Origin of the sequence: Butyricicoccus porcorum, assembly GCF_002157465.1 — a bacterium.
Lineage (GTDB): Bacteria > Bacillota > Clostridia > Oscillospirales > Butyricicoccaceae > Butyricicoccus_A > Butyricicoccus_A porcorum.
Window position 1 is genome coordinate 86,899 of the sequence record NZ_NHOC01000009.1, and the last position, 21,790, is coordinate 108,688.

A 21,790-nucleotide genomic window follows, 5' to 3' on the forward strand; every position below is an offset into this window, starting at 1 on the left:
GCTGACGGAAGCAGAAAAATCTGCTTCCGTTTTTTTCTTGCTCCGGAACCGACGGACTGGTATACTGGTTGTAACAACAGTAAGGAGGTTTCCCCATTATGAAGAAACTGCGCATCGGCGTCGTCGGTCTCGGCGATATCAGTCATGTCTATCTGACCACGCTTCAAAAATACAGCGATCTTGTCACACTCTGTGCCTGTGCTTCACGTACACTGGAAAAAGCCCAGCGCAAAGCGGCCGAATATGGCATTCCGCAGGCGTATGCCTGTGCAGAGGATCTGATCCGCGAAGCGGATGTCGATCTCATCCTCAATCTGACCACACCGGACATGCACTATCCGCTCAACAAGCTCGCACTCGAATGCGGCAAACATGTCTATACGGAAAAGCCGCTCGCAGGCTCCTTTGCCGAAGGGCAGGAACTGATGCAGCTTGCCGCACAGAACAATCTGCGCGTCGGCTGTGCGCCGGACACGTTCCTCGGCGGCCGCCTGCAAACCTGCCGCGATGTGCTCGATGCAGGCACCATCGGCGAAGTCATCGGTGCTTCTGCGTTCGTCATCTATCACGGCGGTGAAACATTCCATCCCAATCCGGCGTTTTTCTATCACAAGGGAGCCGGCCCGCTGATGGATATCGGCCCATATTATGTCACCGCCCTGCTCTCCCTGCTCGGCCCGGTCAGCACCTGCTGTGCCATGTCCAAGCGTACCTTTGACACGCGCCCGATCACCAGCCAGCCGCACTGCGGGGAACAGATTGACGTCGAAGTGGACACCTATACCACCGGCCTGATGCAATTTGCCTCCGGTGCAATTGGTACCGCGATGTTCTCGTTTGATGTGTGGGATTCCAACCTGCCGCGCATGGAACTCTACGGCACAAAGGGCACGCTGTGCATTCCGGATATCGACCCGCTGGACGGCCCGAATATTTTCGGCGGTGACATCCTCCTGCGCACACAGGATAATTACCGCTGGTACCAGATGCCGCGCGCACAGGCTGATCTGGACAAAGACTGGATTCACATCCCCATTACCCGCCCGTTCCGTTCCACCAGCCATGCGGAAAACAGCCGCGGCATCGGCCTGATCGACATGGTGCTTGCCATTGCGAAAAACCGTCCGGAGCGTGCCAGCGGTGCGATGGCTCTGCATTCGCTCGAAGTCATGGAACACATGCTGGACTCGGCACAGAGTCAGCAGTTCCGCACGATGCAGACAACATTTGACCGTCCTGCCCCGCTGCCGGAAGATTTCCCGGTACGATAAAAAACAGCGCAGCCCCAATCAATGCCGGGGCTGCGCTGTTATCTTGTCTGCCGTTGTACGGATCATGATCTGTTATCCTCCCGGATCAGTCTGCGGATGGCTTCGACAGCCGCACGAATGCCGCGCTGTGCGGCACCCTCCGGCACGGCAGGAGCTTCGCTCTCATCGTTCCACAGCACATTGAGCACCGTGCCGCAGCGCACATGCAGGCAGGCACCTGCGACGAACAGTGCCGCAGATTCCATCTCACTGGCCAGTACACCCGCCGCTGTCCATGCGTTCCACTTCTCCTGCAACTGTGCCGCAATCGGCATGCACTGTGGCCGGATCTCGCCATAAAAGCTGTCCTTGGACTGGATAACGCCGACATGCGTGCGGAAGCCCAGCGCCTCGCAGGCATCTGCCAGTGCGCGCACAATCGGATAACTCGCCGCTGCGGGATATTCCAGCGGGAGATATTCACGCGAAGTGCCCTCCTGCCGCACAGCCGCAGTCGCTACTACCACATCACCGCCGCGCACGGACGCATCCACACCGCCGCAGGTGCCGACACGGATAAAGGTATCCGCGCCGCATTCCACCAGTTCCTCCAGTGCAATCGCCGCAGACGGCCCGCCGATTCCGGTGGAACAGACAGACACCTTTTCCCCGTCCAGAAAGCCTGTCCAGACGTTAAATTCCCGATTAGAGGAAACTGCATGGGCGTCATCGAAAAACGCCGCTATAGCTGCACAGCGCCCGGGGTCACCGGGCAGAATGACATATCGTCCGATCTCTTTTGCCGTACACTGCAAATGCATCTGTTTTCCATCGATCAGCATGGTATTATTCCTTCCCTTCCGTGCCGTCCGTATGCACAACTCCGCGGATATTTTTTTCCGCCTTGCTGCGAGGAATCATAATCGTATGCCCACAGCCAGTGCACCGGAGACGGAAGTCCATACCGACACGCAGCACCTCCCATTCCCGGCTCCCACACGGGTGCGCTTTTTTCATTGTCAGAATATCGCCCAATCGAATGTCCATTTTTTCCCTCCTTGCTTTTGTCCTTAGTGTAGCATACCTGTCTGCGAAAGACAAGCGAACGGTTTTCCTTCTCAACCCTCGTGCCTGTCCGGAAAAAACTAACACGCATGTCTGACCGGTTTCCGGCATATAGTCAAAGCAGAGCAAAAAGCCATGGACTTTTGAGAATGGAGGGAACCTATGCATCCAAGCTATGCACCGGAAAATCTGGAAACAACCATCCCAAAACGGGAGGAAGTATATGCCGCCGCACAGGACGGCAGTATTTTGCAGTCGGTTGCCGTGCGGTGTGACGCGGGGCATAATCTGATGATTCAGCTGGATGGCCTGACCGGCGTGATGCCACGTGAGGAATGTGCCCTCGGCATTGATACCGGGCAGACACGGGAAATCGCTATTCTGTCACGTGTCGGCAAACCGGTCTGCTTCCATGTCCAGCGCATTGAGGGCAATACGGCCTATCTGTCTCGCCGCACGGCACAACAGGAAGCACTGCACGCGCTTTTTACGGAACGACGTCCGGGAGATATCCTGCCGGTGCGTGTGACGCATTTGGAACCGTTTGGTGCGTTTGTCGATGTCGGCTGTGGTCTGATCTCTCTCATTGGAATTGAAAACCTGTCCGTCAGCCGCATTTTCCATCCGTCTGACCGTGTAAGTGTCGGACAGCTGCTGCGCGCCGTGATCTCCGGCATGGATGAAGAAACCGGACGCATTTCTCTGACACACCGTGAGCTGCTGGGCACCTGGGAACAGAATGCCGCACAATTTGCCGCCGGAGAAACCGTCTGCGGCATTGTGCGCAGTGTGGAAGACTACGGTGTGTTCATCGAGCTGACACCCAATTTATCCGGTCTGGCAGAACAGCGCTTTCCGGTATCCCCGGGAGAAACCGTATCCTGCTACATCAAATCCATCCTGCCGGAACGCATGAAGATCAAGCTGAATCTCATTGACCGCATCGGGCATATCCCAGCTGTCCCGCCTCCTTTATCGTATTATATTGACAGCGGACATCTCGCCTTCTGGCAGTATTCCCCGGAATGCTGCACGACACGTCTGATCCGCACACAATTTAATATCATCAATGAGTGACTGAGTATACAAGCAAAACCTCTGGATCCATTCGGAAACAGAGGTTTTGTTTTGGTGCAAACAGGCACTCGCGTCTGTCCTCACAGAAAAATCCTGTGCTTTATGCCAGACCATCTTTTTTATTCAGGCTGCTTTTCAAAAATCATCCGTTCACATCGGATTCCATTTCATCCGCCAGCTCGAGCATAAACTGGCGAACCGAATTTTTTTCCTTTCGTTCCGGCGGGACCTTTTTCACACAGCTCTCCAGCGCAATCGCGGCCGAATTGACAATGCCAATTTCATCGCTCAACCGGAAGCCCTCCTGATCCATCTGAACCATCCAGAGATTCCGCTTACACCAGCAGTTGACCGAAGGAAGCCGGATGTTATCTTTTTCAGATACAAAAACAATCTGCATATTGTCGTACTGCATCAGATCCTGCACAAAATCGCGGATTTCCTGCGCATATTGGCGCTTTGTAATGCGTATTTCCTTTCCGTTCAGGATGGTGAGGCTTCTGCTGATAAAGATGTCCTTTTTAATGCGCCGGAGCATTTCCTCGAGCTGAAAAATAAAGACAAACGGTTCCCGCTGTGTCTCTCCCTCCAGGAAATGGCAGGATGTCACCTCACGAAACCGATTGTTTACCATCAGCTGCTGCTGAATCTCTGCTTCACTGATCCCATTGTCTGTTAGAATTTCCCGCATCAGGGATTCTCTGGACGACATAAATGCCGGAGCGGGAAGATAGGTATAAAAAGCGCCCTTTCTTCTGAACTGATAAATATCATTTACGACACCTTCAAACTCTGACGGATGGAAGGTTGTAAACGCACAGCTGCACTGCCTAATCATACGGTCTGCGAGAACCTCGTGGCGGATGACAAGAGAGGTATCGGTAAATACCATCGTGGACGGGTCTTCTCCGCCCACGGACAAGCCCAGTAGAGAGACCGCATGATTTAAAATGAAGAAAGAAAAATTCATAATATGTTCATCGTAGTATTCGTAATAATACCACTCCACATTCCGATGAAAAATCAACGGGCTGCATGCACTGAACAGCTGCATAAAGCGATCGCGATAGGAGGAATAATCCAGGACAAATTTCGCATGAAAGCCTCTGCGCAACAGGGAAAAAATGCGTTCGGTAAACTGGTCGGAAAATGCTTCATCCTCCAGCAGCCAGATGTATTCTTCCGAGTCCAGAAAAATGATTTCACCCGGAACCGTCATATCCTCTGCATAATCAATCAGCTTTGTGATTGCCTGCCGCCGTCCTTCGTTTCCCTCAAAAATCAGTGCGGAAACAGCGTCTGTGCTGTCTGACAAAAGCTGGTGCTGTCTGGAGGCTTCATGCGAAGCGGTATTTGTCAGCGCCTGACGGAGCAGCGATTCCACATCCACGGTTTCCTGAACAGTCTCATGCGGATAGAGCTGAAGCAGGGCATTTTTCAGAAGCTGGTGATTCGATTTCTGGCTTTGAGACAGAATATACTCGACTACCGCATCAAAATAAACAGATTTCCCGGAAAACATCCGTTTTCCTGTTTTCCATTTGCTGACCAGGCTCGCGTCGACATGAATTGCCTGTGACATGGATACCGTTTGGATATCCAGATAATTCATCAGGAATCCCAGTGTTGAAAGTGCTGTATTCTTCATTTTATTCCTTTCCTGTTACGCAAAGAATCCTTATACCATGCACCTTCGGCATGCCATAGAAGCCGCGTCAAAAAACGTCATTGTATTTCAAATGACAATTTCGGCATCCATCTTGCAATCTCCGCATGCGGTATGGTATGTATTGATTATAATACAATTTGCTTTTAAAATAAACAATCTGTTTCAAATGAGAGAAAGGTCCTTATGAAAAACGCATGTTATATCATCCTCGCAGGAAGTCTGTGGGGCATCATTTCAATTTTTGTCAGTATTTTAAACGCTGCGGGCTTTCATTCGCTGCAATGTGTGGAAATCCGTTCCTTTTTTACCGCTTTACTGCTGTTTCTCTATCTGTTTCTGACCGACCGTCACAAGCTGAAAATCCGCATCAGGGATATTCCGTACTTTATTGGAACAGGAATTTTCAGCATTGTATTTTTTAACTATTGCTACTTTGAAGCCATCAATGTGACAGGCAGCGCTGCGGTGCCTGCTCTGCTGCTGTATACCGCTCCGATTTTTGTTATGGTTCTGTCGGCCATCTTTTTTCATGAGTCCGTCACAGTTCCGAAACTCATCGCACTGGCTATGACCTTTATCGGCCTTGGCTTCGTAACCGGCGCATTCAGTGGAGAAGAAACGCTCTCCGTAAAGGTACTGATTCTCGGCCTTGGCGCCGGCTTCGGCTATGCTCTGTACAGCATTTTCGGCAAATGCATTGTCGGCAAATATGATGCCTCCACCATTACATTTTATACCTTTGTCATCGCCGCAATCGGAACGCTTCCGATTTCCGGTATAACAGAAAATATTACCCAACTATTTCAAATCAGCAGCCTGCTGTCCGCACTGGGTCTCGCCCTGTTCAGCACGGTTCTTCCGTTCCTGTTTTATACAAAGGGGCTGAGCGGAATTGATGCCGGGAAGGCATCCATCCTTGCGACGGTAGAGCCGTTTGTAGCCGCAATTGTGGGCGCCCTGTTCTTCCATGAACAGTTTACCACATCCAAGGTCATCGGAATGCTGCTCATCGTCTTCGCAATTGTCTATCTCAACATCGGCGGACAGAAAGTAAAACAATAAGGGGTCACTTCCCACATCTGCATAAGCAAGCAGCGGAATCCTCCGCTACTTTTTGCTGTCCGGCAGGAAAATGCTCTATGGAACGCGCCCCGCTCTCCAACGTGCTTGCTCCGACTGTGAGAACGGTCTCTCATCGCCGGGAAAAAATCCACCTTTTTTCTCCCCCCTTACGACCATGTGAACGGTCTCCACAGGAAATGAGCGGGTACATGCCCTGGCATCCTCTGCTGTTATATGCGTGATCCATTCATTTGGGAAATTTCACAAGCGCCTCCTCTGCGGGAAGAACGCACCCCCCGCAGACATCGAAAATCTGGGCGCGCTACGGAATCTGTATTCTGTAACGCGCCCAGCATGTGCGATATATTTTTTATGCTATGCAATATTCTGCTTTGCAGCTGTCTTCGGCTTATTCACAATAAATGCCGCAATATGCTCCGCCAGCTCATCCATGCTCATATCACCGCTTGTATTGACGCACAGGTTATAATACTGCGGATTGCCCCATTCATATGTCGTATAGTAATTGAAATATGCCTGGCGTTTCTTTTCGGTTTTGAATACATATGCCTTGGCCTTTTCATAATCGACATGGTCACGTTCTGCAATATGCCGGATTCTGTCCTCCAGTTCTGCAACGACAAATACATCGATGGTTGGAATCTTTGCGTTGTCCAACACATAATTGGAGCAGCGTCCGACGATGATGCAGGAGGATTTCTTTGCGAGATCCAGAATAATCTGCGACTGGATCGCAAACATTTTATCGCTTGTTGCGGACTCATATTCCTTCGCCGCATACATGCCGCCGGCGGTCAGCGCATGAACCAGCTCGTTGCGCGGAACTTCATCCATCTTCTTGATATCTTCTTCATCCATATCAAGCTCTCTGGAAGCCAGCTTAATCATATCCTCATCATAAATTGGCAGATCCAGCTTCTTTGCCAGAATACCAGCCAGTTCCTTGCCGCGGCTGCCATACTGTCTGCCAAAGGTAATGATGAGCTTGTGGCCGGTTTCCGCTTCATATTCTTTGCCGCCGGTATACCTGCTGACATCGATATCGGATACAAGAGAGCCTGTTTCGTCTGTGACACCGGCGACACTCTCATAGCCCGGAATAACCCAATCATTTCCAACGGAGATGCCGAGATATTCATCGGAATAGCCCGATTCAACCTCTGCCTGCGGGAACTTTTTGAGATACCATGTCTTCATCAGAACCAGATAGACGACAAATCCGGTCGGCAGTCCGAACAGATAGCCATAGTCCGAGCCGACATTTGCTGCAACTGTGCCGAGAATCCAGGCAACGATACCGCAGACGTTAAATCCGCCATGATACCGGTACTGACCGTCCCGCTTATACAGATCCTGTACATTCAGCCTGCGCTTCCGAATAATATAATAGTCGCAGATCATAATGCCTGCCAGTGCGGACAGGAATGATCCAAAATAGCCGAGATAGGTATACAGCTGATCGAGAATCTTCCACGGCATGACGCATACACCGATCAGTCCCGCAATCAAAACAGCAATTTTATACGGAAGATTCCATTTTGCGAAAGCATTGGTAAAGCACATCGCCGGTGGAACCAGATTGGCGGCAGTATTGGTCGACCACTGTGCCAGAATAACCATAACCAGCAGGACAAGCAGTGTGACACCCTTCGCCTGCGCCTGAATGACCTCTACCGGGTTCCAGTTTCCGGTCGTCAGATACGAAATTGCGCCGATCACTGCGATGAAGGTTTCAATAATCGGCAGCGTTGCAAACTGAGGAATCCAGTTGTTGCGATTCCGCTTAAACCAGTTCTTTTCATTGACAGGCGCTTTCAGGCTGCGGGTCATGTTGGGAATATCCGCCGCGAGCGCTGCCCACATGCCGGTATTTGCACACATGGTAATCAACCAGCAGTTTGCCGTGGGCTGTGACGGGACATATCCCAGAATAGATATATTGTTGATCGCCGCAATGTTATTGACCTTATAGAACATCCAGCAGGTAATCAGGATAATGCACGGCGCAGCAAACGAAGCGAACTTATCGATTGCCTTGATGCCCAGCATGGTATTGACAATCTGCACTGCTGCGAAAATCAGGAACCACATAAACCAGTTGTCAATGCCGAACAGGGCAATGGTGAAGTAGTTGATGGCAGTAGAGCCGATATAGGTATTGATGCCGAACCAGCACGATGCGACAATGCCGCGCGCTACAGCCGGAAAATGCACGCCGACAATGCCAAACGGCGCGCGCAGATAAGTTGCAAAGGACAGGCCGTGCTCCACGCCGATGTCACCGGTCAGGCTGCCGACGATGGCAATGATGATATTGGCAACGAGCGTTGCACTGGCAACACCAAAAATGCTCATGCCTTCGATGCCGCTGGCACCGAAGCTGAATACAGAAATGACAATTGCCATGCCGATCCAGATATTTGCAAATCCAAGACCGCCCAGAGAACGCCGCTTTGAAGTAATCGGCAGTATATCCTCTGAAATCAGCGTATTGCTGTTGCGGGATCTGCCGTCTAAATTATCTTTCACAGAGATCACATCCTTTTTTCATTCATACAGCAAAAGAAAAGAGAACGGCGGGGCATTCATAAAGAATGCCTCGCCGTTGAGTATATGCAGTCGCCCAGCCTGCGAACCGATATCGTGTCCGCCCGGCCGCTGTACATGAACATTACATTATATCAGAGAGAGGATTCCCCTCTTTCTCCGGTTCGAACTCTTACAGCCTCCTCTAAGTTGTAAACAAAGATACGGCCGTCACCGATCTTGCCGCTGGAAATTCTGGTTACAACCAGATTGATGAGCGGTTCAACCAGTTCGTCTTTCACAACAACCTCAACCTTGGTCTTGGAAAAGAGCTGCTCATAGAACTGCTCCCCGTTGTAAATGTACTGTTCGCTGTGTTCCGAGCCATAGCCCTGAACACTGGAGAACATGGCGCCGGTGGCGCCAATTTCGCTCAGAATAGCCTTCATAATTCCGACCTTTTCCGGTCTCATAATGACTTCAATCTTCTTCATCCCTGTATTCTCCTTCCGGATTATGAAATACAGCGACCAGGCACAGATCAACCGGCACGAAGCTGAGCGGTTGCCTCCTTATCAACTGTCATTGTTTCCGGATCAATGACAACACCATAGGATTCCCGTGCGTCTTCGATGGTCGTGAAGTCATCCAGAACATCGCCGAGAACCTTCTGCGGATCGCGTTCAAACGGATTGCCGTAACCGCCGCCGCAGGGCGTGCGGATCTGCAAAACATCGCCCGCAGAGAACTCCTCATCCGACAGCTTGGACTCCAGGCTGATCGGATGCTCGGAATACGGATTTTTGGTCATGCTGGCCGAGCTGCCGTCTGCGCCGCCGAAAATGCCCTTCGGTGCTTCCTTGTGGCGGTCGCCCTCACAGGTGACCGTACCTTCCTGAAGGAATCTGGTTTCGCGGATAATACCCAGTCCGCCTCTCCACTTGCCCGGTGCAACAATTTCCGGATTCAGTTCATATCGCTCTACGCGCAGCGGATAATGCCATTCAATCTCTTCAATCGGGACATTTCGGGTGTTCGCAACCAGTGCGTCACAGGAGTCAATGGCATCCTTGCCACAGCGTCCGCCATAAGAGCCTTCATCGACTTCCAGGTAAACCCAATACTCGCCCTTCTTCGCATTAAAGCCATTGTAGCTGACAAAGTGAATGTGGGCGCTGGTGCCGGCAGAAACACGGTCCGGCATGACATCTGCCAACGACCGCATGACGCAGTCTGCCAGCAGGTTCGCCTGATTGAATCGGGAGAACGAAGCACGCGGGAAATTCGGGTTAAAGATACAGCCCTTCGGCGCAATAATCGTAACGGGGCGCGCCATGCCGTCATTCTGCGGGATGTACTGATGATAAATATCATCATCCAGGAACAGCGCATGCATGATATAGTTGATCGACGTCTTTGTCGTGCCTTCAAAGGAAGCATTGAAAGCAGTATAAACTTCATCTGCGCTGCCGGTCAGATCGATGGTAATGGTATCGTCCTTGATGGTGGTCGTGGTGCAGACCTTGAGCATCTTATCCAGATTCTTGCCGTCGTTATCCAGCCAGCCCTCTGCATAATAGGTGCCGTCCGGAACCTTCCGGATTGCGCTTCGCAGCATGCGTTCGGAATAATCCATCCAGTCTTCAATTGCAGAGAACACAGTCTCCAGGCTGTACTTGTCGATCAGCTCCGTGAAGCGCTTGATGCCGTGGCGTGCCGAAGCGATCATCGCCTTCAGGTCATTTTCATTCATGGACGGCGTGCGGACATTGTCCAGAATCATGCGCCACAGCTGCTCATTGCGCTGACCCTTTTCATACAGCTTCAGTGCATAGTAAATTCTGGTCTCAGCGTATACATCACGCGCATCGACATCCATGCCTGCGGTATGGGAACCGTTATCCAGCAGATGAGCCTGTACACAGGAGAAGCTAATCAGCTTGCCATGATAGAAAATCGGCAGACAAATGTGGATGTCCGGCGAATGCGAGGTGCCGTAGTACGGATGGTTGTGGATGAAAATATCGCCCTCATGGATATCCTCCAGATTCCATCTGGTCAGAATGCCCTTGACATTGCCGCCAATGGAGCCGACATGCATCGGCGTGCTCTCACTTTCGCAGAGCTGACGTCCCATGGTATCGACGATGCCTGCGCCGATGTCCTCGGACTCACGAATGATGCTGGAATAAGACATTCTGTAAAGAACCATGCCCATTTCCTGAGCAATCATCTTAAACGATCCGCCGAGCACCTGAAGGGTGACCGGATCGACTTCCACTCTGGGGATATTTAAGCTCTCTATCATTTTACTCATGAATATCGTCCCTTTCCTTGCTCTTAGTCTTCCGAGCCCGCATCGTTGATATCGATGACAATGATGCCGTAATCATTGACATGACCGACACAATCCGGTTCAATGACAATGGTAGTATCCATCTGGTTGATGATTGCCGGGCCCTGAATGTCATCGCCCGCCTTGAACAGGCTTCTGTCATAGATCTTGGTCATCATATGCGCCGGCTTGCCATTTACCTTGAAGGTAACCTGTCGCTCGCCGATGACAGCATCCTCGACATGACCATTGCCCTTCCCAATCTTGATCGGTTCGAGATCCTCAATTTTACCGGTGCCGATGACACGAATGTTTACAATTTCAACTGCAACATCGCGGTAGGAACGGCCAAACTGTCTCTTATGTACGGTGTGGAAGGATTCCTTCATCTTTTCGATGGTCTCCATCGTAACCTTTCCGCCGATGACCGGGACACGCATCTCATAGCCCTGGCCTTCATAGCGGCAGTCGGCAACGCGCTGGATCACAATATCCTCTTCCGCCATATTGTCCTCAACCAGACGGTCATGCGCTTCCTTTTCCAGCATCGCATAGTCCTTGTCCAGGATATCCAGATTGACATTCGTGGACAGCTGCATTTCGGTCTTGGAGTAGTCATACATCAGGTCGGTGTTGACCAGGCCGACGGCGCACAGTGCGCCCGGATTCAGCGGGACAATGACGTTCTTCATGCCCAGCTCACGTGCGACGCTGCAAGCATGCAGGGAACCGGCGCCGCCGCAGGCAAACAACGCGAATTCACGCGGGTCAAAGCCTCGTCTGACGCTTTCCTTCTCGATTTCCTGAATCATGTTGTTGTTCATGATATCGATGATGCCGAGCGCTGCTTCATACAGATCCTTGCCCAGCGGTTTGCCGATGCGCTCCATAATTGCCTTTTCTGCAAGCTCCGGCTTGATATCCATACGGCCGCCGAGCAGCTTGGTGCCCAGTCTGCCAAGGATGATGTTTGCATCGGAAACTGCCGGTTCGATGCCGCCGCGGTCATAGCATGCCGGACCCGGGACAGCGCCTGCACTCTGCGGGCCGACGCGGAAGAAGCCGCCTTCATCGATATAGGCAATGGAACCGCCGCCTGCGCCGATCGTACCGACATCAATCATCGGAACCATGGCCGCATAGCCGCCAACCTTGGTGTCCAGCAGATGCTTCATGCTCGGGTTCAGATCAGCAAGGACGGAAATATCCGCCGAGGTACCGCCGATATCCAGCGTGATGACATTGTTGATCTTGGTCAGCTTGGTCGTCCAGATTGCACCCAAAACGCCGCCGACCGGGCCGGAAAGCAGCAGGTTAACCGGCTTTTCCTGCGCAGATTCAGCGGAAGCTACGCCGCCGAACGACTGCATCAGATGAACCTTCGCACGATATCCCTGTTCCTTCAGCGTCTGCTGCAACTGCTTGATATACTTTGCAGTGGTCGGTCCGATGTATGCATTCAGACCCGTGGTTGTAAAGCGTTCATATTCACGGAACTGCGGAAGAACCTCCGAGCTGAGGGAGATATATACCTCCGGATATTCCTCCTTGATGATTTCCTTGACGCGCTGCTCATGTGCCGGATTCAGGAAGGAAAACAGGAAGCATACCGCAATGGCTTCCACCTTGTCCGCCTTCATCTTGCGGACTGCCTGACGCACTTCTTCCTCATCCAGCGGGATCAGCTCTGCGCCGTCCGGAGCCACAACGCGTTCCGAAACGCCATAGCGGTCACGTCTCTGGCATACCGGATACTTCTGCCACGGAATATCCTCAACAATAGAGAAGTTGGTCGGGCGCTTGTGGCGCGCAATATGAATGATATCGCGATATCCCTTTGTGGTAATCATGCCGGCTCTGGCACCCTTATGCTCCAGAACCATATTGGTGGCAATGGTCGTGCCATGGAAAATTTCATCAATTTCCTCATGCTTGATGTTCAGCTTGTCACAAATGGCATTGATGCCTTCCATCATACCGATAGAAGGGTCATGCGGCGTAGTGGAGGTCTTATATACGTCAATTTTGCCGTTGTCGTCTACATAGATAAAATCCGTAAATGTACCGCCAACATCGACGCCCATTCGCTTCATGTCAGATCACTCCTTATATGAATATAAAAATGAAAAACGTACGGACACTGGCGCCTCAACTATGCCTGACACCTTTGTCCGTACGTTTATGTTTTTGATATATTGATTGGTTATGTAAACCCGTGCTCCGTCTTACTTATCGAACTTTCTCTCATGCTTGGTGTAAACAGAGGGATCAATGCCTTCGAGGTACTTGACAACCTCGTCGACCGGAACGACATCACAGAACTTTGCTTCCATATCGAACAGGTTCCACTCGACAACGCCCGGTACACGGTCACCGACGGTGCCTTCCGGAACGATGGTCTTGAAGCCGTAGCCGGTAGAATCCATAACTGTATGACGTACACATGCACATGCAGTTGCACCCATGACAATCAGGGTATCGACGCCAAGATAATTCAGCGTCTGTGCCAGATACGTGCCGAAGAAGTTAGATGCATACTTCTTGTGAATAACCGGCTCTTCCGGACGCGGCTTCAGCTTCGGGTCGATTTCCATCCAGTCGCTGTTGATATCCAGCGTGCTCAGCGGAATCTTTTCATCCCAGCGGCCCAGATCCATCTGCTGTTCACCGAGGAAACCGGTGGTTGTGTGGAAGATCGGCACACCGGATTTTCTTGCAGCTTCCAGTACCTTCAGCGCTTCTGCACAAACCTCTTCGGAATGATCGCAGGTGAACGGATGGCCTTCACTCATCCAAGCCTTTGCCATATCAACGGTTGTGATTGCCGGCGCCTTGCCGAAGCCCATCTTTCTCATGAAGCCGCGCTCCTTATAAATCGCTCTTGCTTCTGCAAAAGCCTTCTTCAGGAGTTCTTCATCGAATTCATAATGGTCAACAAACTTGAAGTCTTTATTCTCTGCCATGGAAATCTTCCTTTCTTATTTGACGGAATTAGTTATCAATCTTTCATTTCCCGGGTTGTCCAGCGTCCGAAGCCTTTTTTCTTTCCAAAAGCATCTTCTGTACTTGACGATCTGATAATATCATCACAAGCCGCATTTTTCAACAGTTTTCGCACTTTTGTCCATCGTAATACACTGACAGAAATTTGACACGTCTGGACTGCCATCGATATAAAATGAATTTATATCTCTTATATTATTCATATTTCAGACATGTTCCACAAATTGCCGCAAACGTGATAGGCGGTTTCATGTGATTTTGCTGAATACTGGGCAGCTATGCCATCCATACAATCTGAGAATAAAAAACAAGGGATGCTTCCGTTTTTACCGGAAACATCCCTTGCAATATTTTAAATTTGTCCGAAAGCTTTGCTGCTTCTCTGTCACATGCTTGTCGCCTGTCGCAAATGCAGTTCCAAAGCTCTCAACATTTTAGGACGCCAAAGATCGCATAAAAACTGCATTTTGACGTTCTGAGACGCACAAAATTGTGCTGAAAGAATCGGCAGATTATCTCTTGGAGAACTGCGGTGCGCGACGGGCAGCCTTCAGGCCGTACTTCTTTCTTTCCTTCATTCTCGGGTCACGGGTCAGGAAGCCAGCAGCCTTCAGAACCGGACGATACTCCTCAGCGTTAGCCTGGAGCAGTGCACGGGAAATGCCGTGACGGATTGCACCAGCCTGGCCGGTGAAGCCGCCGCCGGTTACGGTGCAGACGATATCGAACTTATCGCCGGTCTTGGTAGCCTCCAGCGGCTGACGAACGATCAGCTTCAGGGTATCGAGACCGAAGTAGTTGTCGAGGGTACGGTTGTTGATGGTGATCTCACCGGTGCCGCCCGGGAAAAGACGAACTCTTGCAACAGAGGACTTTCTTCTGCCGGTGCCGTAGAAATATGCTTTCTTAGGGGTATACATGACTCAAATTTCCTCCTTGTAAGAATTACTTGTCAGCCCAAACGATCGGCTGCTGTGCTGCGTTGTTGTGCTCGCTGCCTGCATAAACCTTCAGGCGGGTAGCAGCCTTACGGCCAATGGAATTCTTCGGGAGCATACCCTTGACAGCCAGCTCCACAGCCAGCTCCGGACGCTCAGCCATGAGGGTCTTGTACTGGGTCTCCTTCAGGCCGCCAATCCAGCCGGAATGTCTGCGATAGTACTTCTGCTCCAGCTTGTTTCCAGTCAGGACAGCCTTGGAAGCGTTGATGACGATAACGAAATCGCCGGTATCTACGTTAGGGGTGAACTCTACCTTATGCTTGCCGCGAAGGAGAGCTGCTACGGTTGCTGCGGTACGGCCGAGCGGCTTGTCTGCTGCGTCGACGATATACCACTTGCGGTCGATATTTTCAGCCTTAGCCATGAAAGTGGACATGATCTAACCTCCGATTATAATTTTTATCTGAATGTTTCATTCACGAAGTCAATTTCCCGTCTGTGCAACTTTTTTCTGCACTTTGCGGGTGCTTTAATGTTATACCATATCTTTTTTGCAAAGTCAACACGTTTTTTGCTGATTTTAATTTTCCCCGGAATAAACTCTTGTTTTCTCTTGTATTCTCTTGTATTCTCTCGTATTCTCAAAACCTAAATTAAAATTTTTCTCTGTACAATATTCCTACCTCTGCGGTATAATAAGCTGAATCAGAACTGACACAATTGATCTGGAGGCTCATCATGCAGAAAATGCTGTCTTATGTCCGCCGTGCGGTGGATCAGTATCATATGATAAACGAAGGCGATACGATTGCGGTCGGTGTATCCGGCGGCAAGGATTCGCTTGCCCTGCTCGCAGTGCTTGCCAACCTGCGCCGGTTTTATCCAAATCATTTTACGCTCAAGGCCATTACACTGGACATGGGCTATGAAGAGATGGATTTTTCCCCGATTGCGCGCCTGTGCGAACAGCTGGAGGTAGAATACATCATCCGTCCGACGGACATCAAAACCATTGTCTTTGATATCCGCAAGGAAGAAAATCCATGTTCGCTGTGTGCAAAAATGCGGCGCGGCGCGCTCAACGACACCGCCAAACAGAACGGCTGCAACAAGGTCGCGCTGGGACACCATTATGATGATGTCATTGAAACGCTGATGATGTCACTGCTGTATGAGGGACGCATCAACTGTTTCCTGCCGCAGACCTATCTCGACCGCAAGGATATCACCGTCATTCGTCCAATGATCTATGCGCCGGAATCATACATCAAATCTCTGGTACGCCGTCTGGAGCTGCCGGTGGTACACAATCCGTGCCCGGCGGACGGCAACACCAAGCGCGAGGAAATCAAGCAGCTGCTCCGTTCCCTGGAGCGCGAAAACCACGGTGTGCGCCAGCGCATTTTTGGTGCAATCCAGCGCTATCCGCTGCGCGGCTGGGAGCTGGACGGCGAGAAATAATCTTTTCAGACATGCAAAAAGGGCTGCCGTTGGCAGTCCTTTTAATCGTTTTCAGTATCTTCTTCGTCCGGAATATATTCCGCAACATCCTCCAGACGGCAATTAAGAATTTTACACAGCTTATTGAGTGTATGAGTAGATACCGGCATATCTGCCTGCAATCGCTGCACTGTTGCATGGCTCATCCCATATTTGACGCGCAGCGTGTATGTAGTCGCTTTCTGTTCAGCCATCGTTTTCCACAACGGACGGTATCGAATCATGACCGTGCAGCCCTTCCTTCCCATACGGTATTCAAAAGGATGCCATTTATTGCCACATATCAAGTATCTCGACAATATTTGTCCGGCTTCCCTTTACACTGATTATTATGGCTGTTATAATAGTCATATAATATGGCCATTATTTAGCCATATCGTTTGTTGTATAAAAAGGAATGATACTATGACACAGAAAAACGAGTCGCCTATGTGGTCAGAGCAATCTCTTACCAATGACCTCCTGCGAGCCATCCTCGCCGACTGCACGGACTGCGAAGCCGAGTACCAGATTGCCACAGCTGCTTTGTCTGCCGTTCTGACCCGGCAGCAACGGAAGATGCTTGCAGAAGCGGAACAGCTATGCCTGGAAAACCTGCGCTATGCATTGCGCTTTGGCTTTGTCCGCGGCGTCCTCGTCGGAATGACCCAAACGCCGGAAGAACAAGCATCAGACTATTTTTTCGAGAATGCCGCTGTCATTCCGTTCTGTTCCGATCCAAAGACAGACGCGCACAACGCCTATTACCAGCGCATGCAAACAGCACAAACGCATTTTCAGGCTCTGCAAAACCAGTTGGGAACCGTCTTCCAGCTCACCCTTGATGCAATCCCCTGCACATGGGATTTCCGGCTGCAACATGTCCTTGAAAGAATCTTTGCGCTCGGCCTGCACACCGCCCACTCGATCCCCACTCGCCCTAAATTGCCGCAAAAAAAAATGACGCTCCCGCCCGGCTCTCGCCGTTTGGGAACGTCATTTGTATTTTTATCTGAATTACTGAAGGTGTACCGTGTTGATATCAACCAGCTCGCACGACTCAATGCGCGTATCGCCTTCCAGGCAGCGCAGCAGCGCGTTTGCGGTATCAATCGCCGTCAGGCACGGGATTGCATGCTCAACCGTGGAGCGACGGATCTTGACCGCACCAAGCTCCGGATGACGACCCTTGACAGAAGTGGTAATGACATAGTCAATATCACCCGATTCAATCAGGTCAATCATATTCGGGGACGGCTCATCGACGTTGCGGACAGAGTTGGTCGCAACCATGTGGCGGTTGAGGACGTTTGCCGTGCCGCTGGTCGCATACAGCTCAAAGCCCAGCTCGGCAAAGCGCTCGGCAACCGTCACGATTTCCTGCTTATCCGCATCGCGGACGGAAATCAGAACCTTGCCCTTCTTCTTCATCTCATAGCCTGCGCCCATCATGCCCTTGAGCAGAGCCTCACGGAACGAGGTGGATACACCCAGAACCTCGCCGGTCGATTTCATTTCCGGTCCGAGCTGGGTATCGAGGTCACGCAGCTTCTGGAACGAGAAGACCGGAACCTTGACCGCATAATGCTCGCACTCCGGATACAGTCCGGTGCCATAGCCCATGTCGCGCAGCTTCTCGCCAAACATGCAGCGGGTTGCCAGATCAACCATCGGCACGCCCGTAATCTTGGAGATATACGGGATGGTACGGGACGAACGCGGGTTGACTTCGATGACATAGACCTCATCGTTGTACAGAACGAACTGGATATTGACCAGACCGAGAACTGCCAGCTCCTTGGACAGCTTCTTGGTGTAATCAATGATGGTTTTCTTGTGCTTATCCTCAATCGTGATGGACGGATATACAGAGATGGAGTCACCCGAATGGATGCCGGCGCGCTCCATGTGCTCCATGATACCCGGAATCAGGATATCCTCGCCGTCACAGATGGCGTCGACTTCGATTTCACGACCCATCAGGTACTTGTCGACCAGAACCGGGTTCTCGATCTTGGTGCGGGTGATAACCTGCATGTATTCGCGGATATCCTCTTCCTTGTAGGCAATTTCCATGCCCTGGCCACCGAGGACATAGGACGGGCGGACGAGTACCGGATAACCCAGACGATCTGCAACCTCGACTGCCTCTTCCTCCGTAAATACCGTGTCACCCTTGGCGCGCGGAATGCCGGTCTTGTTCAGGATAACATCGAACTTCTCGCGGTCCTCCGCGGCGTCAATGCTCCATGCCGGGGTGCCCAGAATCGGCACACCGAGCTTTTCCAGATGCTCTGCCAGATTGATGGCAGTCTGACCGCCAAACTGAACGATTGCCGCATCCGGCTTCTCGGCATTGACAACTCCCGTGACATCCTCCGGCGTCAGCGGCTCGAAATACAGGCGGTCTGCCGTATCGAAGTCGGTGGAAACGGTCTCCGGGTTGTTGTTGATGATGACAGTCTCACAGCCAAGCTGCTGGAGTGCCCAAACCGAATGAACGGAACAATAGTCGAATTCGATGCCCTGACCGATGCGGATCGGGCCGGAACCGAGTACCAGAATCTTCTTTCTGCCGTCGGACGGCTTAACTTCGCTCTCCTCATCGTAGGTGGAATAATAATACGGGGTTTCCGCCTCGAATTCTGCCGCACAGGTGTCAACCGTCTTGTAGACCGGCATGCGGGTGACCTTCTCAACCGACTTACCGGACAGGCGCTCAATGACCTTGTCGGTAAAGCCGAATTTCTTTGCCGAGAGATACAGCTCCGGCGTAATTTCTTCCGCCTGCTCCAGCGCATGTTCCATGTCAATAATGCGCATAAAGCCGTGCAGGAACCAGGTGTCGATCTTGGTGATCTCATGCACCTCATCGATGGTCATGATACCACGGCGGAATGCCTCACAGATGGAGAACAGGCGCTCATAATCGCAGGTCTTGACCTTGGCGATAATATCCTCGTCGCTCATCTTCGCAATCAGCGGCATGGACAGCGAATCGACCTTCATTTCAATCGAACGGACGGCCTTCATCATGGCGCCTTCAAAGCTGTTGGAAATTGCCATGACCTCACCGGTCGCCTTCATCTGCGTACCGAGGGTCTTGTCCGCATAGACAAACTTATCGAACGGCCAGCGCGGGAACTTGACAACGCAATAGTCCAGCGTCGGCTCGAAGCAGGCTGCCGTCTTTCCGGTGACGGCATTGGTCAGCTCATCCAGACCATAGCCGACCGCAATCTTGGCCGCAATCTTGGCAATCGGATAACCGGTCGCCTTGGATGCCAGTGCAGAGGAACGCGATACACGCGGGTTTACCTCGATGACGGCATATTCAAACGAATCCGGGTTGAGTGCAAACTGGACGTTGCAGCCGCCCTCGATGCCCAGCTCCGTGATGATCTTGAGCGCAGAGGTACGGAGCATCTGATACTCATAATCGCACAGCGTCTGGCTCGGCGCGACAACGACTGAGTCGCCGGTGTGGACGCCGACCGGATCGATGTTTTCCATATTACAAACCGTGATGACGTTGCCCTTGCCGTCACGCATAACTTCGTATTCGATTTCCTTCCAGCCCGCGATGCACTTCTCGACGAGGATCTCATCGACACGGGAATACAGGATGCCGGAAGCGGAAATCTCACGCAGCTCGTCCCAGGTATAAGCGATACCGCCGCCGGTGCCGCCGAGCGTATATGCCGGACGGATGATGACCGGCAGACCGATTTCCTTGGTGAAGGCAACCGCATCTTCAACCGTGTGCACGACCTTGGACGCGATGATCGGTTCGTTGATCTTTTCCATCGTGTCCTTGAACAGCTGGCGATCCTCCGCCTTGTCGATGGTGGTCGGGTTTGCACCCAGCAGCTTGACGCCATACTCGTCGAGGAAGCCGTTGGCAACCAGCTCCATCGCAATGTTCAGACCAGTCTGGCCGCCCAGCGTCGGCAGAATGGAGTCCGGACGCTCCTTCTTGATGATTTCCTGTACACACGGGATGGTCATCGGCTCAATATAAACCTTGTCTGCCATCGCCTTGTCCGTCATGATGGTCGCCGGGTTGGAGTTTACCAGAATGACCTCAAGACCTTCTTCGCGCAGCGCGCGGCAGGCCTGCGTGCCTGCATAGTCAAACTCTGCTGCCTGACCGATGACAATCGGGCCGGAGCCGAGTACCATTACCTTATGAATATCGTTGCGCAGCGGCATTACTGAGCGCCTCCTTTCTTCTCATCCATGAGGGAAACAAACTGGTCGAACAGATACGCAGTGTCCTGCGGGCCCGGCTTGACTTCCGGATGATACTGAACGGTGAAAATCGGGGCGTTGATGTGCTCAATGCCTTCACAGGAATTGTCGTTGATGTTGATATGGCTGACGCGGGCAATTTCCGGGTTGACGGTATCGCCCACAACCGCATAGCCGTGGTTCTGGCTGGTAATATAGGTGCGATCCTTGGCCAGATCCTTGACCGGATGGTTGACGCCGCGGTGACCGAACTTCATCTTTCTGGTCTCCGCACCGATGGCGAGTGCCAGCAGCTGATGGCCGAGGCAGATGCCGAAAATCGGCATGCCCGAACCGATCAGAACCTTAAGGTTTTCGATGATCTCGGTATTTTCCGACGGGTCGCCGGGGCCGTTGGACAGCATCACGCCGTCATAACCGCCGTTCAGGATGGTCTGCGGGTCGGTGTACGCCGGCATGACAGTGACCTCACAGCCGCGTGCGCACAGCTCGCGCTGGATGTTGCGCTTCACACCGAAGTCGAGCAGCGCAACGCGATGCTTCTGCTCGGTCGTTGCCGGATAAACCTCCGGCTCACAGATGGTGACCGCCTTCACTGCGCCGGTCACCTTATATGCCTTCATCTGTTCGATCATCGCTTCGTCCGGCTCATGGCTTTCGGAATAGAGGATTCCGTTCATAACACCGCTGTTGCGCAGAATACGGGTCAGGCGGCGGGTATCAATCCCCGCCAGGCCGACAACGCCTTCCTTCTTCAGGTAGGCATCCAGCGAACGGTCACAGCGCCAGTTGGACGGATAATCGCACGCTTCGCGCATGATAAAGCCGGAAACCCAGCACTTGCGCGACTCAAAGTCGTCTGCATTCAGGCCATAGTTGCCGATGAGCGGATAGGTCATGCAGACGCTCTGTCCGTAATAGGACGGGTCGGTCAGCACTTCCTGATAGCCCGCCATGCCGGTATTGAACACGATTTCCGCAATAGATGCGCCCTCTGCACCGACGCTTACGCCTTCAAACAGCGTGCCGTCAGCCAGCAGGAGATAGGCTTTCTTCAAGGTTCCATACACTCCTTATCTTCTATGTGAAAAAAACTTTAACAAACTGAAAT

General features: G+C 51.9%; 18 protein-coding genes. 4 read left to right on the plus strand and 14 right to left on the minus strand.

Features of this window, described 5'->3' with window-relative positions:
• The first annotated feature begins 98 nt into the window (after nt 1–98).
• On the plus strand, nt 99–1,271 hold the full coding sequence (locus tag CBW42_RS10605; RefSeq protein WP_087021117.1) for a Gfo/Idh/MocA family protein: 1,173 nt from the start codon (nt 99–101) through the stop codon (nt 1,269–1,271).
• A gap of 62 nt (nt 1,272–1,333) precedes the next feature.
• On the opposite strand, the gene udp is transcribed toward CBW42_RS10605, so the two are convergent.
• Complete coding sequence (udp, locus tag CBW42_RS10610; RefSeq protein ID WP_087021120.1) at nt 1,334–2,092, minus strand: uridine phosphorylase; 759 nt, start codon at nt 2,090–2,092, stop codon at nt 1,334–1,336.
• Between the two features lie 4 nt (nt 2,093–2,096).
• Entirely contained in the window at nt 2,097–2,297 is a 201-nt protein-coding gene (locus tag CBW42_RS10615; protein WP_087021123.1) for a DUF951 domain-containing protein, read from the minus strand.
• 180 nt (nt 2,298–2,477) lie between these two features.
• Here CBW42_RS10615 and CBW42_RS10620 point away from each other — a divergent pair, with 180 nt between their 5' ends.
• Complete coding sequence (locus CBW42_RS10620) at nt 2,478–3,392, plus strand: S1 RNA-binding domain-containing protein (RefSeq protein ID WP_087021126.1); 915 nt, start codon at nt 2,478–2,480, stop codon at nt 3,390–3,392.
• A 142-nt stretch (nt 3,393–3,534) separates the two neighbouring features.
• Here the strand turns inward: CBW42_RS10620 and CBW42_RS10625 are convergent, their stop codons facing one another.
• A complete protein-coding gene (locus CBW42_RS10625; protein WP_087021129.1) occupies nt 3,535–5,040 on the minus strand; it encodes a hypothetical protein in 1,506 nt (501 codons plus the stop codon).
• 204 nt (nt 5,041–5,244) lie between these two features.
• Here CBW42_RS10625 and CBW42_RS10630 point away from each other — a divergent pair, with 204 nt between their 5' ends.
• Nucleotides 5,245–6,123 (plus strand): DMT family transporter, encoded by an 879-nt coding sequence (locus CBW42_RS10630; RefSeq protein WP_087021131.1) that lies wholly within the window; start codon nt 5,245–5,247, stop codon nt 6,121–6,123.
• A 375-nt stretch (nt 6,124–6,498) separates the two neighbouring features.
• Here CBW42_RS10630 and CBW42_RS10635 read toward each other — a convergent pair whose 3' ends face one another.
• From CBW42_RS10635 to rplM, 7 genes are all read right to left on the minus strand, one after another.
• On the minus strand, nt 6,499–8,673 hold the full coding sequence (locus tag CBW42_RS10635) for a cytosine permease (protein ID WP_087021134.1): 2,175 nt from the start codon (nt 8,671–8,673) through the stop codon (nt 6,499–6,501).
• Nucleotides 8,674–8,825: 152 nt separating this feature from the next.
• Nucleotides 8,826–9,164, minus strand: a complete 339-nt coding sequence (locus CBW42_RS10640; RefSeq protein WP_087021137.1) for a P-II family nitrogen regulator — start codon at nt 9,162–9,164, stop codon at nt 8,826–8,828.
• Between the two features lie 47 nt (nt 9,165–9,211).
• Nucleotides 9,212–10,987 carry a hydantoinase B/oxoprolinase family protein gene (locus CBW42_RS10645; protein ID WP_087021140.1) on the minus strand — a complete coding sequence of 592 codons (1,776 nt, stop codon included), beginning with the start codon at nt 10,985–10,987 and terminating at the stop codon, nt 9,212–9,214.
• A 23-nt stretch (nt 10,988–11,010) separates the two neighbouring features.
• Nucleotides 11,011–13,098 (minus strand): hydantoinase/oxoprolinase family protein, encoded by a 2,088-nt coding sequence (locus tag CBW42_RS10650; protein WP_087021143.1) that lies wholly within the window; start codon nt 13,096–13,098, stop codon nt 11,011–11,013.
• A 132-nt stretch (nt 13,099–13,230) separates the two neighbouring features.
• Entirely contained in the window at nt 13,231–13,968 is a 738-nt protein-coding gene (locus CBW42_RS10655; RefSeq protein WP_087021146.1) for an isochorismatase family protein, read from the minus strand.
• A 552-nt stretch (nt 13,969–14,520) separates the two neighbouring features.
• Nucleotides 14,521–14,928: a 30S ribosomal protein S9 gene (rpsI, locus tag CBW42_RS10660; RefSeq protein WP_087021148.1), complete on the minus strand. Its 408-nt coding sequence runs from the start codon at nt 14,926–14,928 to the stop codon at nt 14,521–14,523.
• Nucleotides 14,929–14,953: 25 nt separating this feature from the next.
• On the minus strand, nt 14,954–15,385 hold the full coding sequence (gene rplM, locus CBW42_RS10665) for a 50S ribosomal protein L13 (RefSeq protein WP_087021151.1): 432 nt from the start codon (nt 15,383–15,385) through the stop codon (nt 14,954–14,956).
• Between the two features lie 302 nt (nt 15,386–15,687).
• Between rplM and CBW42_RS10670 the strand changes: the two genes are divergently transcribed.
• Nucleotides 15,688–16,410 carry a tRNA 2-thiocytidine biosynthesis TtcA family protein gene (locus tag CBW42_RS10670; protein ID WP_087021156.1) on the plus strand — a complete coding sequence of 241 codons (723 nt, stop codon included), beginning with the start codon at nt 15,688–15,690 and terminating at the stop codon, nt 16,408–16,410.
• A 41-nt stretch (nt 16,411–16,451) separates the two neighbouring features.
• Here CBW42_RS10670 and CBW42_RS10675 read toward each other — a convergent pair whose 3' ends face one another.
• From CBW42_RS10675 to CBW42_RS10690, 4 genes are all read right to left on the minus strand, one after another.
• On the minus strand, nt 16,452–16,643 hold the full coding sequence (locus CBW42_RS10675; protein ID WP_242969856.1) for a helix-turn-helix domain-containing protein: 192 nt from the start codon (nt 16,641–16,643) through the stop codon (nt 16,452–16,454).
• Nucleotides 16,644–17,118: 475 nt separating this feature from the next.
• Nucleotides 17,119–17,382: a hypothetical protein gene (locus CBW42_RS10680; RefSeq protein WP_133058300.1), complete on the minus strand. Its 264-nt coding sequence runs from the start codon at nt 17,380–17,382 to the stop codon at nt 17,119–17,121.
• Nucleotides 17,383–17,445: 63 nt separating this feature from the next.
• Nucleotides 17,446–20,640 (minus strand): carbamoyl-phosphate synthase large subunit, encoded by a 3,195-nt coding sequence (gene carB / locus CBW42_RS10685; RefSeq protein ID WP_087021167.1) that lies wholly within the window; start codon nt 20,638–20,640, stop codon nt 17,446–17,448.
• Complete coding sequence (locus tag CBW42_RS10690) at nt 20,640–21,737, minus strand: carbamoyl phosphate synthase small subunit (RefSeq protein WP_087021170.1); 1,098 nt, start codon at nt 21,735–21,737, stop codon at nt 20,640–20,642. Before CBW42_RS10690 ends, carB begins: the two co-directional genes overlap by 1 nt.
• Nucleotides 21,738–21,790 lie beyond the last annotated feature (53 nt).

Bases quoted from the DNA above. Each gene is read 5' to 3' on its own strand.
- CBW42_RS10605 (WP_087021117.1), top strand. From the start codon at position 99: ATGAAGAAACTGCGCATCGGCGTCGTCGGTCTCGGCGATATCAGTCAT.
- udp (WP_087021120.1), bottom strand. From the start codon at position 2,092: ATGCTGATCGATGGAAAACAGATGCATTTGCAGTGTACGGCAAAAGAG.
- CBW42_RS10615 (WP_087021123.1), bottom strand. From the start codon at position 2,297: ATGGACATTCGATTGGGCGATATTCTGACAATGAAAAAAGCGCACCCG.
- CBW42_RS10620 (WP_087021126.1), top strand. From the start codon at position 2,478: ATGCATCCAAGCTATGCACCGGAAAATCTGGAAACAACCATCCCAAAA.
- CBW42_RS10625 (WP_087021129.1), bottom strand. From the start codon at position 5,040: ATGAAGAATACAGCACTTTCAACACTGGGATTCCTGATGAATTATCTG.
- CBW42_RS10630 (WP_087021131.1), top strand. From the start codon at position 5,245: ATGAAAAACGCATGTTATATCATCCTCGCAGGAAGTCTGTGGGGCATC.
- CBW42_RS10640 (WP_087021137.1), bottom strand. From the start codon at position 9,164: ATGAAGAAGATTGAAGTCATTATGAGACCGGAAAAGGTCGGAATTATG.
- CBW42_RS10645 (WP_087021140.1), bottom strand. From the start codon at position 10,987: ATGAGTAAAATGATAGAGAGCTTAAATATCCCCAGAGTGGAAGTCGAT.
- CBW42_RS10650 (WP_087021143.1), bottom strand. From the start codon at position 13,098: ATGAAGCGAATGGGCGTCGATGTTGGCGGTACATTTACGGATTTTATC.
- CBW42_RS10655 (WP_087021146.1), bottom strand. From the start codon at position 13,968: ATGGCAGAGAATAAAGACTTCAAGTTTGTTGACCATTATGAATTCGAT.
- rpsI (WP_087021148.1), bottom strand. From the start codon at position 14,928: ATGTATACCCCTAAGAAAGCATATTTCTACGGCACCGGCAGAAGAAAG.
- rplM (WP_087021151.1), bottom strand. From the start codon at position 15,385: ATGTCCACTTTCATGGCTAAGGCTGAAAATATCGACCGCAAGTGGTAT.
- CBW42_RS10670 (WP_087021156.1), top strand. From the start codon at position 15,688: ATGCAGAAAATGCTGTCTTATGTCCGCCGTGCGGTGGATCAGTATCAT.
- CBW42_RS10675 (WP_242969856.1), bottom strand. From the start codon at position 16,643: ATGGCTGAACAGAAAGCGACTACATACACGCTGCGCGTCAAATATGGG.
- carB (WP_087021167.1), bottom strand. From the start codon at position 20,640: ATGCCGCTGCGCAACGATATTCATAAGGTAATGGTACTCGGCTCCGGC.